This window comes from Streptomyces sp. NPDC024555 (assembly GCF_055559335.1).
The window spans coordinates 113,161-126,234 of record NZ_JBVHKV010000018.1; the positions used below are offsets into that span (position 1 = coordinate 113,161).

The following is a 13,074-nucleotide window of genomic DNA, read 5'->3' on the forward strand; positions in this document are numbered from 1 at the left end:
GGGGTCAGGCACCGGCGCGGCGGGCGGTGATCCGCTGGGCGAAGCCCTCGCCGACCCGGGTGGCGGCGGCGGTCATGATGTCGAGGTTCCCGGAGTACGGCGGCAGGAAGTCGCCCGCTCCCTCCACCTCGATGAACACGGCGACCCGGGCGAGCCCGCCGCTGACCGCGGTCGGTCCGTCGAACTGCGGTTCGGCGCGCAGCCGGTAGCCGGGGACGTACGCGGCGACGCGGGCGACGGTCTCGTGGACGGAGGCGGTGACGGCGTCCCGGTCGACGTCGGCGGGGACGGCGCAGAAGACGGTGTCCTGCATGAGCATCGGCGGCTCGGCCGGGTTGAGGATGATGATGGCCTTGCCCCTGGCGGCGCCGCCGATCGTCTCGATGCCGCGCCCGGTGGTGAGGGTGAACTCGTCGATGTTGGCGCGGGTTCCGGGTCCGGCGGACGGGGAGGCGACGCCGGCCACGATCTCCGCGTACGGGACCTCGGTGACCGAGGAGACGGCGTGCACGATCGGGATGGTGGCCTGCCCGCCGCAGGTGATCAACGAGACGTTCGGGGCGTCGAGGTGGTCGCCGAGGTTGACGGCGGGCACGACCGCCGGGCCGATCGCGGCGGGGGTCAGGTCGATGGCCTGGATGCCGAGCGCGGCGTACTTGGGCGCGTTGGCCCGGTGGACGTACGCGGAGGTGGCCTCGAAGACCAGGTCGGGCCGGTCCGGGCCGGAGAGCAGCGCGTCGACGCCGTCGGCGCTCGTGTGCAGGCCGTGGTCGGCGGCGCGCCCCAGGCCGGGGCTCTGCGCGTCGATGCCGATCATCCAGCGCGGCTCGATGGCCTCCGAGCGCAGGAGTTTGTACATCAGGTCGGTGCCGATGTTGCCGGATCCGACGATCGCGGCGGTCGCCATGGTCACGGTTCGAACCTCATCCGGGTCGGGTGATGGGGGTACGGATACGGGGCGGCGTCAGCCGTCGTAGGAGATGAGCAGCCGGTCGCTGACCGGGCGCGCCTGGCAGGCGAGGATCAGTCCGTCGGCGAGGTCCTGGGCGTCGAGGACGTCGTTGCGCTCCATCGCGGCCTCGCCCTCGACGAGCACGCAGGCGCAGGCGCTGCAACTGCCCTCGCGGCAGGAGTACGGGGCGTCGACGCCCGCGGCGAGGAGCACATCGAGCAGCGGGGTGTCCCGGGGCCAGTCGACGCGGTGGCGGGTGCCGTCGAGTTCCACCTCGGCGGTGCTGACCGGTGCGCCGGAGGGCGGTGCGGGGGTGCGTGCGGCGAACGGGTCGCCGGTCAGCGAGGTGAACCGCTCGACGGTGATCCGCCGCTCGGGCACGCCGAGGCCGGTGAGCGCGCCGGTGGCCAGCTCCATGAAGGGGCCGGGTCCGCAGACGAAGGCGGGGCGGTCGGTGTACGGGGCGGCCAGGCCCCGTATCCCGTCGGCGGTGGGCCGGCCCTGGACGGACTCCAGCCAGTGCACGACGGTCAGCCGGTCCCCGTACTCCTCGGCGAGCAGGGCGAGTTCGTCGCGGAAGATGACGGACTGCTCGTCGCGGTTGGCGTAGACGAGGGTGAGGTGCCCGGTGCCGGCGTGCAGGGCGGAGGTGAGGATGGACATCACCGGGGTGATGCCGCTGCCCGCGGCGAGCAGCAGGAAGTCGCCGTCGAGCGAGTCGGGGACGAAGGTCCCGGCGGGCCGCAGCACCTCCAGGGTGTCGCCCTCGGTGACGTGGTCGCAGATCCAGTGCGAGGCGTAGCCGCCGGCGGTGCGTTTGACGGTGACCTTGAGGTGCTGGTCGCGGACCGGGGAGCTGCACAGCGAGTAGCAGCGGGCGGCGCCGCCGGGGCGGTCGGAGGGCACCCGGACGGTGAGGAACTGGCCGGGTGCGTAGGCGAAGGCCTCGGCCCGGCCGTCGGCGGGTTCCAGGACCAGCGAGTGCGCGTCGGCCGTCTCACGGATCACCTCCAGGACGCGCACGGTCAGCGGTGCGGTGCTCATGACGCGCCGCCGGCGGTCGGTGCCGCGGTGGCGCGGGCGGAGGCGGCGTGGCGGGCGGCGACGTAGCCGAAGACCATCGACGGGCCGATCGTGGCGCCCGGTCCGGCGTACTCGTTGGCCATCACGGAGGCGGAGGTGTTGCCGGTGGCGTACAGCCCGGCGATGGCCGTGCCGTCCTCGCGCAGCACCCGGCTGTGCTCGTCGCAGACCAGTCCGCCCTTGGTGCCGAGGTCGCCGACCTCGATGCGCACCGCGTAGTAGGGGGCCTTGTCGAGGACGTCGAGGTTGGGGTTCTTGAGCGTCGGGTCGCCGTAGTAGCGGTCGTACGCGCTGTCGCCCCGGCCGAAGTCCTCGTCCTTGCCGGTGCGGGCGAAGCCGTTGAAGCGGGTGACGGTGTCGGCGAGGGCGTCCTCCGGGACGCCGATCTTCCGGGCCAGCTCGGTGATGCTGCCGGCGCGGTGCACGGTGCCGTTCTCGTAGAACGCCTTGGGGAAGGGGACGCCGGGCAGGATCTGGGCGAACGGGTAGCGGGCGCGGGCCTTGGCGTCCATGACGAACCAGGCGGGGAGGTGCCCGCCGGCGAGCTGGTCGTGGACGAAGTTGACGTACGGCGAGGACTCGTTGGTGAAGCGGCGGCCGTCGCCGGAGACGATCACGGACGGCGGGATGCACCGCTCGGAGACCAGCGGGATGGTGGCTCCGGCCGGGTGGTGGACGGACGGCATCCACCAGGCGTCGTCCATGAAGTCCAGGGCGGCGCCCAGTTCCCTGCCCGCGAGGATGCCGTCGCCGACGTTCTCGACGGCTCCGGCGCTGTGGACGGGACGGCTGCCCTCGGGGAGGTAGGTCTCACGCATCTCGCGGTTGTGCTCGAAGCCCCCGGTGGCGAGGAGGACGCCGTGCCGGGCGCCGACGCGCACGGACCGGCCCTCGCGTTCGACGACGACACCGGTGACGGCGCCCCGTTCGTCGGTGACGAGTCCGGTCATCGGGCTGCGCAGCCACAGCGGCACGGACGCGTCCTTCATCGCCATGCGGAGCCGGGCGACGAGGGCGCGGCCCCCGGTGGCCATGTGGCGGCGGCGGACCAGGTTGGACGAGACGCGCCAGGCGGCGGTGAGGGAGGCGCGGCGCCCCCGCCAGGTCCGCTTGACCATGGCGAGGTCGCGGTAGTCCTTGGCGGTGATCCAGAGTCCGAGGGGGCCCTTGAGGCTGTTGGGGCGCTGGTACTTCTCGTCCTCGCCGAGCTTGCGGGTGTCGAAGGGCAGCGCCTCGACGGACCGGCCGAGCGGACGGCCCCCGTCGTACTCGGGGTGGTAGTCGGCGTAGCCCTTGACCCAGAAGAAGCGCATCCACCGGCTCCTGCCGAGGAGTTCCATGGTGGCGGGGCCGTGGTCGATGTAGGCGTCGAGGCGGGCGGCGGGCACCCGGTCCTCGGTGAGCCGGTCCAGGTAGCGGCGGATGGATTCGCGGCTGTCGTCGTGCCCCCTGGCGCGCAGCGTGGGGTTGTTGGGGATCCAGATGCCGCCGCCGGAGATCGCGGTGGAGCCGCCGTACTTCTTGCCCTTCTCGACCACGAGGGTGGTCAGTCCGCTGTCGGCGGCGGTGAGCGCGGCGGCCATGCCGCCGCCCCCGCTGCCGACGACGACGAAGTCGAACTCCTCGTCCCAGCCCTCCCGGGCCGCGGCGCTCACGCGGCGTCCTCGCGGGTGAGGAACGCGAGGACCGCGCTCTCCCAGGCGGCCTTCTGCTCGATCATCACCCAGTGCCCGCAGTCGGGGAACACGTGCAGTTCCGCGTCCGGGATGGTGCGCATCGGCAGGAGCGCCATGTCGAGCGGGCTGACCCGGTCGTCACGGCCCCAGGTGAGCAGGGTCCTGGCCTCCAGGCGGTGCAGCATCGACCAGTAGGGCGCCTCGTCGGAGGCCGCGGCGGCGGCCGCCTGGGCGGCGAAGGCCGCGCTGCCGTACATCCGGCGGGCGGCGGCCAGGGTCTCCGGGTCGGTGGCCTGGGCCCAGCGCTCCTCGATCAGTTCCTCGGTGACCAGGGAGCGGTCGTGGACCATGGAGTTCAGCCAGCGCACCAGCCCTTCGCGGGAGGGGGCGTCGGTGAATTCGGTGAGCAGCCGGATGCCCTCGCCGGGGCCGGGGGTGAACACATTGCGCCCGATGCCGCCGATCGTCACCAGCCGGCGGACCCGGTCGGGGTGGGCGAGGGCGAAGCGGGTGCCGACGATGCCGCCCATGGAGTTGCCGATGATGTCGACCCGCCCGAGCCCGAGCCCGTCCAGGAACCGGGTCACGGAGGCGGCGGCCGTCGCCATGGGGTGCCCGTCGGCGGGGTCGCTCACGCCGAAGCCGGGGAACTCCAGGACGAGGCAGCGGAAGTGCGGGGCGAACGCGGCCAGGTTGTGGCGGAAGTTGCGCCAGCCGGTGACTCCGGGGCCGGAGCCGTGGAGCAGGAGCAGGGGCGGGCCGTCCCCGGCCTCGTGGTAGCGCAGCACTCCCTGATCGGTCGCGAGTTCGCGCACTGTGGAGTCATGACTCGGTTCCGTCATCATCCCTGCCTCGGTTGAGCTCGGTGTTCGGTGGGCTTCGGTGGGCCGTGTGCCGGCCCGGCCGGCCGGCCGCCGCGGGCCGGGGGCGGCCCATCGGTGGCGTGTGAACGGTTCCTGGACGGTAGCCACGGCGACGGAGGCGGGGCGGGGGGCGTCTCGGTCAGCGGGATGTCCGCGCGCGGCGGTGCGGGGACGGCCCGCCGGGGCCCGAACGGCCGGTGCGCGCACCGGGGTTCACGGCGGCGGGGGCGCCGTTCCCGTTCCACTGATCGGGAACGCGGCCCCCGGGCTCCGAGGCGGTGTCCTAGCTTCGGCCCCCTGCCCGGTCCTGGGCATTCCACCGCACCGTCCCTGGAGGCGACCTCCCATGACCGCCGAGCCCCTGACCGCGACCGAGGCCGTCGAGGCGACCGAGCCGACCCCGCCGCGCATGCGGCGCGCCCTGGGGGACTTCGCCTCCGGGGTGACGGTGGTGACGGGCCTCGGCCCCGACGGGGTGCCGGCCGGTTTCGCGTGCCAGTCCTTCGCCTCGGTCTCCCTGGAACCGCCCCTGGTCCTGTTCTGCGCCGACCACCGCGGGCGCGCCTGGCCGAGGATCCGGGAGGCGGGGCGGTTCGCCGTGAACATCCTGGCCGAGGAGCAGTCCGATCTCTGCGGCCGGTTCGGTTCGAGCCGGGGCCGGAAGTTCGAGGGGCTCGACTGGGAGGTGTCCCGCTGGGGCACGCCCTCGCTGCCGGGCGTGCTGACCCGGGTGCACGCCGAGGTCCACGAGGTGCACGAGGCGGGCGACCACGATGTGGTGGTGGGCCGGGTCCTGGCCCTGGAGACCGTGACGGACCGGCCGCCGATGCTCTTCTTCCGGGGCGGCTTCGGGGTGCGCGGCGCCGGGACCCCGGTGGACCCGTGGGGGTGGGGCGAGCTCTGGGGCTGAGGTCCCGCCCGCCGGTCCGTGTCCCGGCCCCACGGTCCCGGACCCGCCCTCACGGGCGGGGCCGGGACCGTGTCGTTCCTACTGCCAGTCGCCGTACTGGCCGGCGGCGAGCAGCCGGTCCATGGCCTGCGGCGACCAGGTCTCCTCCGGTACGGCCGCAGGGCGGCGCGCCGCCCTGACCGGGCCGGTCTGCTCGGGGAACAGTTCCCGCGACACCTGCCGCGCCGCGTCCACGACCAGCGGGGCGACCTTCTCCAGCGGTGACCAGGCGTCGCCCACCAGGGAGATCGCGGCGACGGGGCCCTCGGGTCCGCGTACGGCGGTGGCGACGCAGGCGATGTCCGGGAAGCACTCGCCGCGTTCGAAGGCCAGTCCGTGGCGCTGCCGGATGCGGTTGAGTTCCTGGTGCAGGGTGCCCAGGTCGGAGATGGTGCGCTGGGTGAGCCGGCCCATCAGCCCGGCCGACCGGGCCTCGACGTCCTCGGGTTCCAGCCAGGCGAGCATGGCCTTGCCGAGGGCGGTGGAGTGGGCGGGGGCCCGGCCTCCGACGCGGGAGGGGACGGAGGCGGCGAAGCGCCCGCCGACCTTGTCGAGGTAGTGGACCTCCGCCCCGTCCAGGACGGCGAGGTGGACGACGAGGCCGGTCTTGATCTGGAGCTGGTGCAGCCGGGCGGCGGCGGCCTCGCGGATCCTGCTGTGCGCGCCGTCCCCGCCGCCGAGCCCGAGGGCGCGGCGGCCGAGACCGTAGCCGAGGGCGGTGTGTTCGAGCCAGCGCAGCCGCACCAACTGGTCGAGGATGCGGTGCGCGGTCGACCTGGGCAGCTGGGTGGACCGGGCGACTTCCTCCAGCGACAGCCGCGCGGTGCGGCCCTCGAAGACGTCCATGATCAGCGTGACGCGCTCGACCATCGACGGTGGCAGTTCGCGACGGGCCGGCCCATGCGCGGGGGGAGCTTCACGGACAGCCGTCATGGCAGCCTCCAGTCACAGACTGAAATGAATTCTTGTTTTCCGGAATGTAACAGCGCCCCCCGAGGCGGGAGAAGGGTTGCGCACGGCCTGATTTCGACGCATCCACCACCGGCCCCCTCGGCCGCCCCACGCGGGGGCGAAGGGTTGGTCGGTTAATAATTTTGCCCGGAGCGCAAACTTGCATAGCATGCACCTTCATGAGTGCCGACGACCCCGCCCTCGGGCTGCGTGAACGCAAGAAGCGCGCGACGCGCGACGCCCTGGCGGACATGGCGCTGCACATGGCGGCGGACCGGGGCATCGAGAACGTGACCGTGGAGGCGGTCACGGACGCGGTGGGCGTCTCGGTGCGCACGTTCTTCAACTACTTCCCGTGCCTGGACGACGCGATCACCCGCCCCGTCCAGGAGAACGCCGAGCGCACCCGCCGGGCCGTGCTCAACGCACCGGACCATCTGACGGCGCTCGAAGCCCTCAGCGAGGCGCTGGCGCAGGAGTTCGCCCAGATCGAGGCGGGCCACGAACGCTGGGAACTGCAGATCGCGGTCCTCAAGCGGAACCCTTCGCTGCTCCCCGCGTTCCTCGCGGCCCAGGGCGCCGACGAACGCGCCCTGGTGGACGTGGTGGCCGAACGTCTGGGCCTGGACCCGGAGACCGACCTCCAGCCCCGGCTGCTGGCGCACGTGGCGATCGCCGCCGTGCGCGCCTGTGTCGAGGTCTGGGCGTCCTCCGGCCGCACCCGCACCTTCCAGAGCCTGTACCGCGAGGCGTTCGCCGCCCTGGCGGCCGGACTCAGGGCCTGAGGCCGTCCGCCACCAGCACCACCAGCACCACCACCAGCAGGACCCGAACCACCCGTACCAGCACAGAGAATGAGGAACGTCAGCCGATGACCGCTGCCGTCACACCCGAAGCCGGCACCGCCGGCGCGCCCGAGGGCGCCTCAGGCGGCATGACACGCCGCCAGATACTCCAGGCCATGTCGGGCCTGATGGCCGGCATGTTCGTGGCCATCCTCGCCTCCACCGTCGTCTCCAACGCGCTGCCCAGGATCATCGCCGACCTGCACGGCACCCAGTCCTCGTACACCTGGGTCGTCACGGCCGAACTCCTCGCCATGACGGCGACCGTCCCGATCTGGGGCAAGCTCTCCGACCTGTACGACAAGAAGCTGCTGATCCAGCTCTCGCTGTCGATGTTCGTCGTCGGCTCGCTCGTCGCGGGCTTCTCGCACAGCGTCGGTCTGCTCATCGTGAGCCGCGTCGTCCAGGGCATCGGCGCCGGCGGTCTCACCGCCCTCGCCCAGGTCGTGATGGCGGCGATCATCCCGCCGCGCGAACTCGGCCGCTACTCCGGCATCTTCGGTGCCGTCTTCGCCGTCGGCACCGTCGCCGGCCCGCTGATCGGCGGAGTGCTCGTCGACACCTCGTGGCTGGGCTGGCGCTGGTGCTTCTTCATCGGCGTGCCGTTCGCCCTGCTCGCGATCGTGCTGCTCCAGCTGACCCTGAAGCTGCCCACGGTCCGCCGCGAGGTGAAGATCGACTACCTCGGCGCGGTCCTCATCATGAGCGGTGTCAGCTCGCTGCTGCTCTGGGTGACGCTGGCCGGCAACCGCTTCGACTGGGCGTCCTGGCAGACGGCCGCGCTGGTCGGCGCGGGTGTGGTCCTGCTGGGCCTGGCCGTCCTGGTGGAGTCCCGGGTCGCCGAGCCGATCATCCCGCTGGACATCTTCCGCAACCGCACGGTGACGCTGACGACCGTGGCGAGCCTGCTCGTCGGTGTCGCCATGTTCGGCGGCACGGTGTTCCTCTCGCAGTACTTCCAGATCTCCCTGGGCAAGACGCCGACCGTCGCGGGCCTGATGAGCCTGCCGATGATCCTCGGTCTGATGATCTCCACCACGGTCGCCGGGCAGATCATCTCCGCCCGGGGCAAGTGGAAGGGCTTCCTCATCGCGGGCGGCATCATCATGACGGCCGGCATGGGCCTGCTCTCCACGATCAGCGCCGACTCCTCGTTCGGCCTGCTCAGCGTCTACATGGTCGTGCTCGGCGTCGGCGTCGGCATGCTGATGCAGAACCTGGTCCTCGCCGCGCAGAACGACGTGCCCGCCTCCGAACTCGGCGCGGCCACCTCGGTCCTGTCGTTCTTCCGCAGCCTCGGCGGCGCCATCGGCACGAGCGCGCTGGGCGCGGTCCTCGGCCACCGGGTGACCCAGGAGCTGGAGAAGGGCTTCGGCGGCGCCGCGGACAACGGCGGGGCCGGCCACGGCGTCCCCGACCTCAGCACGCTGCCCGAACCGGCCCGGCACGTGGTCGAGCAGGCCTACGGCGTCGCGACCGCGGACGTCTTCCTGATCGGCGCGCCCTTCGCGTTCCTCGCGCTGATCGCGGTGCTCTTCATCAAGGAGAAGCCGCTGCGCACCAAGAGCGGCATGGAGCGTCTGGCGGAGGAGAACGCGGCCGCGGCCGCCGCCTCCTCGCACTGACGCCCCGCGTCACCGGAGCCCCGGCCCCTTCCCCGCCCCGCGCGGGAAGGGGCCGGGGCTCCCCGCGTTCCGTATACGGCCCCGCCGCGTCACCGCCCCGCACGGTGCGCCCCGGCCGGGACGAGGAGCCGGGCCCCCACCTGTCATGGTGTCGCCATGACTCACCCCACCGCGTCCCCGGCCACGGACCGCTTCCCCCTCCAGTTCGCCCGCACCCACCGCTTCTCGCTGGGTGTCCCCCGGCTGTTCACCGTCTCCCCCGACGGCGAGCGGGTGCTGTTCGTCCGGGGCACCTCGGGCACGGATCCGGTGAGCCGGCTCTGGCTGTACGAGGACGGGGCGGAGCGCCTGCTCGCCGACCCGCTCGCCCCCGCCTTCGCGGACGGATCCCCGGAGCGGGTGCCGCCGGAGGAACTGGCCCGCCGGGAACGGGCCCGGGTGACCTCCTCGGGAGTCGTCTCGTACGCCGCCGACGCGGCGGTGCGCCTGGCCGTCCTCGCGCTGGGCGGCGTGCTCTGGGCCGTCCCCGCCGACGGCGGGGCCCCGCGCCGCATCGCCACCGCCGGACCGGCCGTCGACCCGCGCCCCTCGCCCGACGGTTCACTGATCGCGTACGTGAGCGGCGGGGCGCTGCGCGTCGTACGGGCGGACGGGGGCGGCGACCGGGTCCTGGCCGGGCCGGAGGGCCCGGACGTGACCTACGGCCTGTCCGACTACGTCTCGCAGGAGTCCATCGGCCGCGCCCGGGGCTTCTGGTGGTCCCCGCGCGGTGACGCCCTCCTGGTCGCCCGGGTGGACACGTCCGGGGTCCGCCGCCGCTACCTCGCCGACCCCGCGGACCCGGAGCGCCCGCCGCGCGTGATCCCGTACCCGGCGGCGGGCACACCGAACGCGGAGGTCTCCCTGCACCTGGTGCGGGTGTCCGGCGGACGGACCGGCGTCCGGCTGCCCGCGGCGGCGGACGCGGACCGTCCGGGCGGGGAGTGGACCGACCCGGCCTTCGAGTACGTGGTGGCGGCGGACTGGGACGCGCACGGGCCGCTGGTCACCGTGCAGACGCGGGACCAGCGCTCGGTGCACGTCCTGGCGGTGGACGAGGCCTCGGGCACGGTCCGCACCCTGCACCGGGAGCACGATCCCGCCTGGGTGGCGCTGCGCCCCGGCACCCCGCTGCGGCTGCCCTCCGGGGCGCTCGTCGTCCCCGCCCGGCCCGGCGGCGACAGCCAGGGCCTGGACCTGGGCGGGGTCACGACACCGCCGGGACTGGAGGTGCGCGAGGTGCTCGGCACGGCGGACGGCCGGGTGTACTTCACCGCGAGCGACGAGCCGACCGAGATCCACGTCTGGTCGTACCGCGCCGCGGACCCGGGCGACGGTTTCGTGCGGGTCAGCGACGCGCCCGGGGTGCACACGGCGGCGTTCGGCGGCCCGGCCCTGGTCCTCGACAGCCGGACGCCCGGGGGCCACCGCGTGACCGTCCTGCGCGACGGCTCCCCCGTGGGCACCGTCGCCGTGCTCGCGGAGGAACCCCTCGTCCCGGCGGCGCCCATCGCCCTGCGCCTCGGCCGGCGCGCGCTGCGCGGCCACCTCCATCTGCCGTCCTGGCACCGGCCGCAGGACGGTCCGCTGCCGGTGCTCCTCAGCCCGTACGCCGGGCACGGGTTGCAGCTCGTCCTGAAGGCGCGCGGCTGGCCCGGGGCGGTCGCCCAGTGGTTCGCCGAGCAGGGCTTCGCGGTCCTGGTCACCGACGGGCGGGGCACCCCGGGGCGCGGGGACGCCTGGGAGAAGTCGGTGCACGGCGACCGGCTGACGGCGGTGCTGGAGGACCAGATCGACGCCCTGCACACGGTGGCCGCGGACCGCCCCGAACTGGACCTGGGCCGGGTGGCGATGCGCGGCTGGTCGTTCAGCGGCTATCTGGCGGCGGCGGCCGTGCTGCGGCACCCGGAGGTCTTCCACGCGGCGGTGGCCGGTGCGGCACCGGCCGACCGGCGGCTCTACGACACCCATTGGGAGGAACGTTTCCTGGGCCACCCCGACGTGCGGCCCGAGGTCTACGACCGCAACTCGCTGCTCGACGAGGCGGCGGCCCTGACCCGGCCGCTCATGCTCGTGCACGGTCTTGCCGATGACAATGTCGCCGCGGCGCACATGCTGCGGTTCTCCGCGGCACTGCTCGCGGCGGGCAGGCCGCACACCGTCCTGCCGCTGCCGGGCGCCGGTCATCTCGTCTCCCGGGAACGGACCGCGAGCGGACTCCTGCTGCTGGAGCGGGACTTCCTCAAGGAGTCCCTGGGACGTCGATCGGAAAGTGAGCCGGAATGAGCACCACGCGGAACCCCGAGGCACCGGTCGGCCGCCGGAGGGTCGTCACGGCGGCCGGAGCCGTCTCCGTCACCGCCCTGCTGACCGCCTGCGGCGGCGCGCCACGAGCGGCGGAGACCGGGACCGGAAGCGGCGCGGGAAGCGGGGCCGGGGCAGGGGCCGGAAGCGGCGCCGGGGCGGGAAGCGGAAGCGGGGCCGGGGCCGGAAGCAGGGCCGGGGCCGGGGGCACGATCCTCGCGAAGACGTCGGAGATCCCGAAGGGCGGCGGCAAGGTCTTCGACGAGCAGAAGGTCGTGGTCACCCAGCCGGCGGCCGGGACGTTCAAGGCGTTCTCCGCCACGTGCACGCACATGGGCTGCACGGTGGCCGACGTCTCGGACGGCACCATCAACTGCCCCTGCCACGGCAGCAGGTTCGACGTGGCGACCGGCGGGGTCGCGGAGGGCCCGGCCACCGAGCCGCTGCCGCCCGCCGCGATCACGGTCCGGGACGGTGCGATCAGCCTCGCCCCGTAGTCCGCCCGCCCGCGGCCCGCCCGCCCGTACCGTTCGCCGCCCGCCGTCCCGAACCGCGCAGCCAGCAGGACACCAGGTCCTCGGTGGTGGTCACGGTGGCGACCAGGGCGAGCGTGTTGCGGATCATCGCGGGGGTGTAGTCGGCCGGCACCCCCGCGATCGCGTCGGACGGCACCACGGCGGTGTACCCGAGGTTCACCGCGTCGAAGACGGCGTTGGGGATCGCCACGTTGGCCGAGACGCCGGTGACGACGAGGGTGGTGCAGCCGAGATTGCGGAGCAGCGCGTCCACGTCCGTCCCCGCGATCGGCGACAGTCCGTGCAGCCGGCGGACGACCAGGTCCTCGTCGGCCACCTCGATCGGTTCGGCGATCCGGACGGCGGTGCTGCCGGTGTGCTGCTGTACGGGAAGGCGGCCGGCGGCGCGGAAGAGCCGGGCGTTGCGGCTGGCGCCCCGGCCGTCGGGGCGGCGCTCGGCCACCGCGTGCAGCACCTGGACGTTCGCCTCGTGCGCGGCGGCGACCAGGCGCGCGACGTTGCCGAGGGCCCCGGAGGAGCGGGCCTCCGCGGCCAGTTCCGGCAGGGCGCTCTCCGGCCCCACCACACCCCGCTGGCACTCCACCGTCAGCAGCACGGTGGAGGCGGGATCGACGTGTTCGGCCAGCTGTTCCCTGGACGCCATGGCTGCCCCTCTCGATGTCGGGCCGGGCGCGCGAGGCTAACGGCCATTGCGCGACGAAGGAAGAGCCCCCATGATTTCTGACACATAGTCAGACGACGTCCGGACAACGGGAGGGACCAGCCATGACCGTCACTCAACGACGGGGCCGCCGGGTCATGATGACGGACGAGGAGCGCGACGCCTATCTCGCCGCACAGCGCACCTGCCGGGTCGCCACGGTCGGCGACAACGGCCGCCCGCACGTCGGCGCGCTCTGGTTCTGCTGGGACGGGACCTCGCTGTGGCTCTACTCCATCACCCGCAGCCTGCGCTGGTCCCAGCTGCGGCGCGATCCGGCGCTCGCGGTGGTCGTGGACGACGGGGTGGAGTACGGGGAGCTGCGCGGCGTGGAACTCTCGGGCGACGCGGTCTTCGTCGGCGAGGCCCCCCGCACCGGCGAGCCCTGCCCCGAACTCGACGTCCCGGAACGGATGTTCGCCGCGAAGTACTTCGGCATGGACCGGATGCCCCACGACGGACGCCATGCCTGGCTGAGGCTGACGCCGGACGCGATCACATCCTGGGACTTCGGCAAGATGACGCCACCGACGGCCGGCTGACCACCGCCG

Annotated in this window: 12 protein-coding genes; 6 read left to right on the forward strand and 6 right to left on the reverse strand. The window is 73.6% G+C overall.

The window, feature by feature from the left end:
* Positions 1-4 precede the first annotated feature (4 nt).
* The 4 genes from ACZ4FH_RS28330 to ACZ4FH_RS28345 are packed head-to-tail and all read right to left on the reverse strand — an operon-like array spanning position 5 to position 4,526.
* Positions 5-907 (reverse strand): acetaldehyde dehydrogenase (acetylating), encoded by a 903-nt coding sequence (locus tag ACZ4FH_RS28330; protein ID WP_467308466.1) that lies wholly within the window; start codon positions 905-907, stop codon positions 5-7.
* Positions 908-964: 57 nt separating this feature from the next.
* Entirely contained in the window at positions 965-1,996 is a 1,032-nt protein-coding gene (locus ACZ4FH_RS28335) for a 2Fe-2S iron-sulfur cluster-binding protein (protein WP_467308393.1), read from the reverse strand.
* Complete coding sequence (locus ACZ4FH_RS28340; RefSeq protein WP_467308395.1) at positions 1,993-3,690, reverse strand: FAD-binding protein; 1,698 nt, start codon at positions 3,688-3,690, stop codon at positions 1,993-1,995. Before ACZ4FH_RS28340 ends, ACZ4FH_RS28335 begins: the two co-directional genes overlap by 4 nt.
* Positions 3,687-4,526 (reverse strand): alpha/beta fold hydrolase, encoded by an 840-nt coding sequence (locus ACZ4FH_RS28345; protein WP_467308397.1) that lies wholly within the window; start codon positions 4,524-4,526, stop codon positions 3,687-3,689. Before ACZ4FH_RS28345 ends, ACZ4FH_RS28340 begins: the two co-directional genes overlap by 4 nt.
* A gap of 394 nt (positions 4,527-4,920) precedes the next feature.
* Here ACZ4FH_RS28345 and ACZ4FH_RS28350 point away from each other — a divergent pair, with 394 nt between their 5' ends.
* Complete coding sequence (locus tag ACZ4FH_RS28350) at positions 4,921-5,484, forward strand: flavin reductase family protein (protein WP_467308399.1); 564 nt, start codon at positions 4,921-4,923, stop codon at positions 5,482-5,484.
* A gap of 78 nt (positions 5,485-5,562) precedes the next feature.
* Here the strand turns inward: ACZ4FH_RS28350 and ACZ4FH_RS28355 are convergent, their stop codons facing one another.
* Complete coding sequence (locus tag ACZ4FH_RS28355; protein WP_383638043.1) at positions 5,563-6,393, reverse strand: IclR family transcriptional regulator; 831 nt, start codon at positions 6,391-6,393, stop codon at positions 5,563-5,565.
* 260 nt (positions 6,394-6,653) lie between these two features.
* On the opposite strand from ACZ4FH_RS28355, the gene ACZ4FH_RS28360 reads away from it, so the two are divergent.
* The 4 genes from ACZ4FH_RS28360 (at position 6,654) to ACZ4FH_RS28375 (ending at position 11,784) form a co-directional block, all read left to right on the forward strand.
* The gene (locus tag ACZ4FH_RS28360; RefSeq protein WP_467308401.1) at positions 6,654-7,259 is read left to right on the forward strand and encodes an acyl-CoA-like ligand-binding transcription factor; all 606 of its coding nucleotides are present in this window, start codon (positions 6,654-6,656) and stop codon (positions 7,257-7,259) included.
* Positions 7,260-7,408: 149 nt separating this feature from the next.
* Positions 7,409-8,944 (forward strand): MDR family MFS transporter, encoded by a 1,536-nt coding sequence (locus ACZ4FH_RS28365; RefSeq protein ID WP_467308467.1) that lies wholly within the window; start codon positions 7,409-7,411, stop codon positions 8,942-8,944.
* A 156-nt stretch (positions 8,945-9,100) separates the two neighbouring features.
* The gene (locus tag ACZ4FH_RS28370; protein WP_467308403.1) at positions 9,101-11,269 is read left to right on the forward strand and encodes a prolyl oligopeptidase family serine peptidase; all 2,169 of its coding nucleotides are present in this window, start codon (positions 9,101-9,103) and stop codon (positions 11,267-11,269) included.
* Positions 11,266-11,784 carry a Rieske (2Fe-2S) protein gene (locus tag ACZ4FH_RS28375; protein ID WP_467308404.1) on the forward strand — a complete coding sequence of 173 codons (519 nt, stop codon included), beginning with the start codon at positions 11,266-11,268 and terminating at the stop codon, positions 11,782-11,784. The genes ACZ4FH_RS28370 and ACZ4FH_RS28375 overlap by 4 nt, the downstream gene beginning before the upstream one ends.
* Here ACZ4FH_RS28375 and ACZ4FH_RS28380 read toward each other — a convergent pair.
* Entirely contained in the window at positions 11,768-12,466 is a 699-nt protein-coding gene (locus ACZ4FH_RS28380; protein WP_467308406.1) for a cysteine hydrolase family protein, read from the reverse strand. The two genes, ACZ4FH_RS28375 and ACZ4FH_RS28380, sit on opposite strands and share 17 nt — an antisense overlap.
* Positions 12,467-12,588: 122 nt before the next feature.
* Here ACZ4FH_RS28380 and ACZ4FH_RS28385 point away from each other — a divergent pair, with 122 nt between their 5' ends.
* A complete protein-coding gene (locus tag ACZ4FH_RS28385; protein WP_467308408.1) occupies positions 12,589-13,065 on the forward strand; it encodes a pyridoxamine 5'-phosphate oxidase family protein in 477 nt (158 codons plus the stop codon).
* The last annotated feature ends 9 nt before the right edge of the window (positions 13,066-13,074 follow it).

Coding starts and splice junctions, on each gene's coding strand:
- ACZ4FH_RS28330 (WP_467308466.1), bottom strand. CDS start 907: ATGGCGACCGCCGCGATCGTCGGATCCGGCAACATCGGCACCGACCTG.
- ACZ4FH_RS28335 (WP_467308393.1), bottom strand. CDS start 1,996: ATGAGCACCGCACCGCTGACCGTGCGCGTCCTGGAGGTGATCCGTGAG.
- ACZ4FH_RS28350 (WP_467308399.1), top strand. CDS start 4,921: ATGACCGCCGAGCCCCTGACCGCGACCGAGGCCGTCGAGGCGACCGAG.
- ACZ4FH_RS28355 (WP_383638043.1), bottom strand. CDS start 6,393: ATGGTCGAGCGCGTCACGCTGATCATGGACGTCTTCGAGGGCCGCACC.
- ACZ4FH_RS28360 (WP_467308401.1), top strand. CDS start 6,654: ATGAGTGCCGACGACCCCGCCCTCGGGCTGCGTGAACGCAAGAAGCGC.
- ACZ4FH_RS28365 (WP_467308467.1), top strand. CDS start 7,409: ATGACACGCCGCCAGATACTCCAGGCCATGTCGGGCCTGATGGCCGGC.
- ACZ4FH_RS28370 (WP_467308403.1), top strand. CDS start 9,101: ATGACTCACCCCACCGCGTCCCCGGCCACGGACCGCTTCCCCCTCCAG.
- ACZ4FH_RS28375 (WP_467308404.1), top strand. CDS start 11,266: ATGAGCACCACGCGGAACCCCGAGGCACCGGTCGGCCGCCGGAGGGTC.
- ACZ4FH_RS28380 (WP_467308406.1), bottom strand. CDS start 12,466: ATGGCGTCCAGGGAACAGCTGGCCGAACACGTCGATCCCGCCTCCACC.
- ACZ4FH_RS28385 (WP_467308408.1), top strand. CDS start 12,589: ATGACCGTCACTCAACGACGGGGCCGCCGGGTCATGATGACGGACGAG.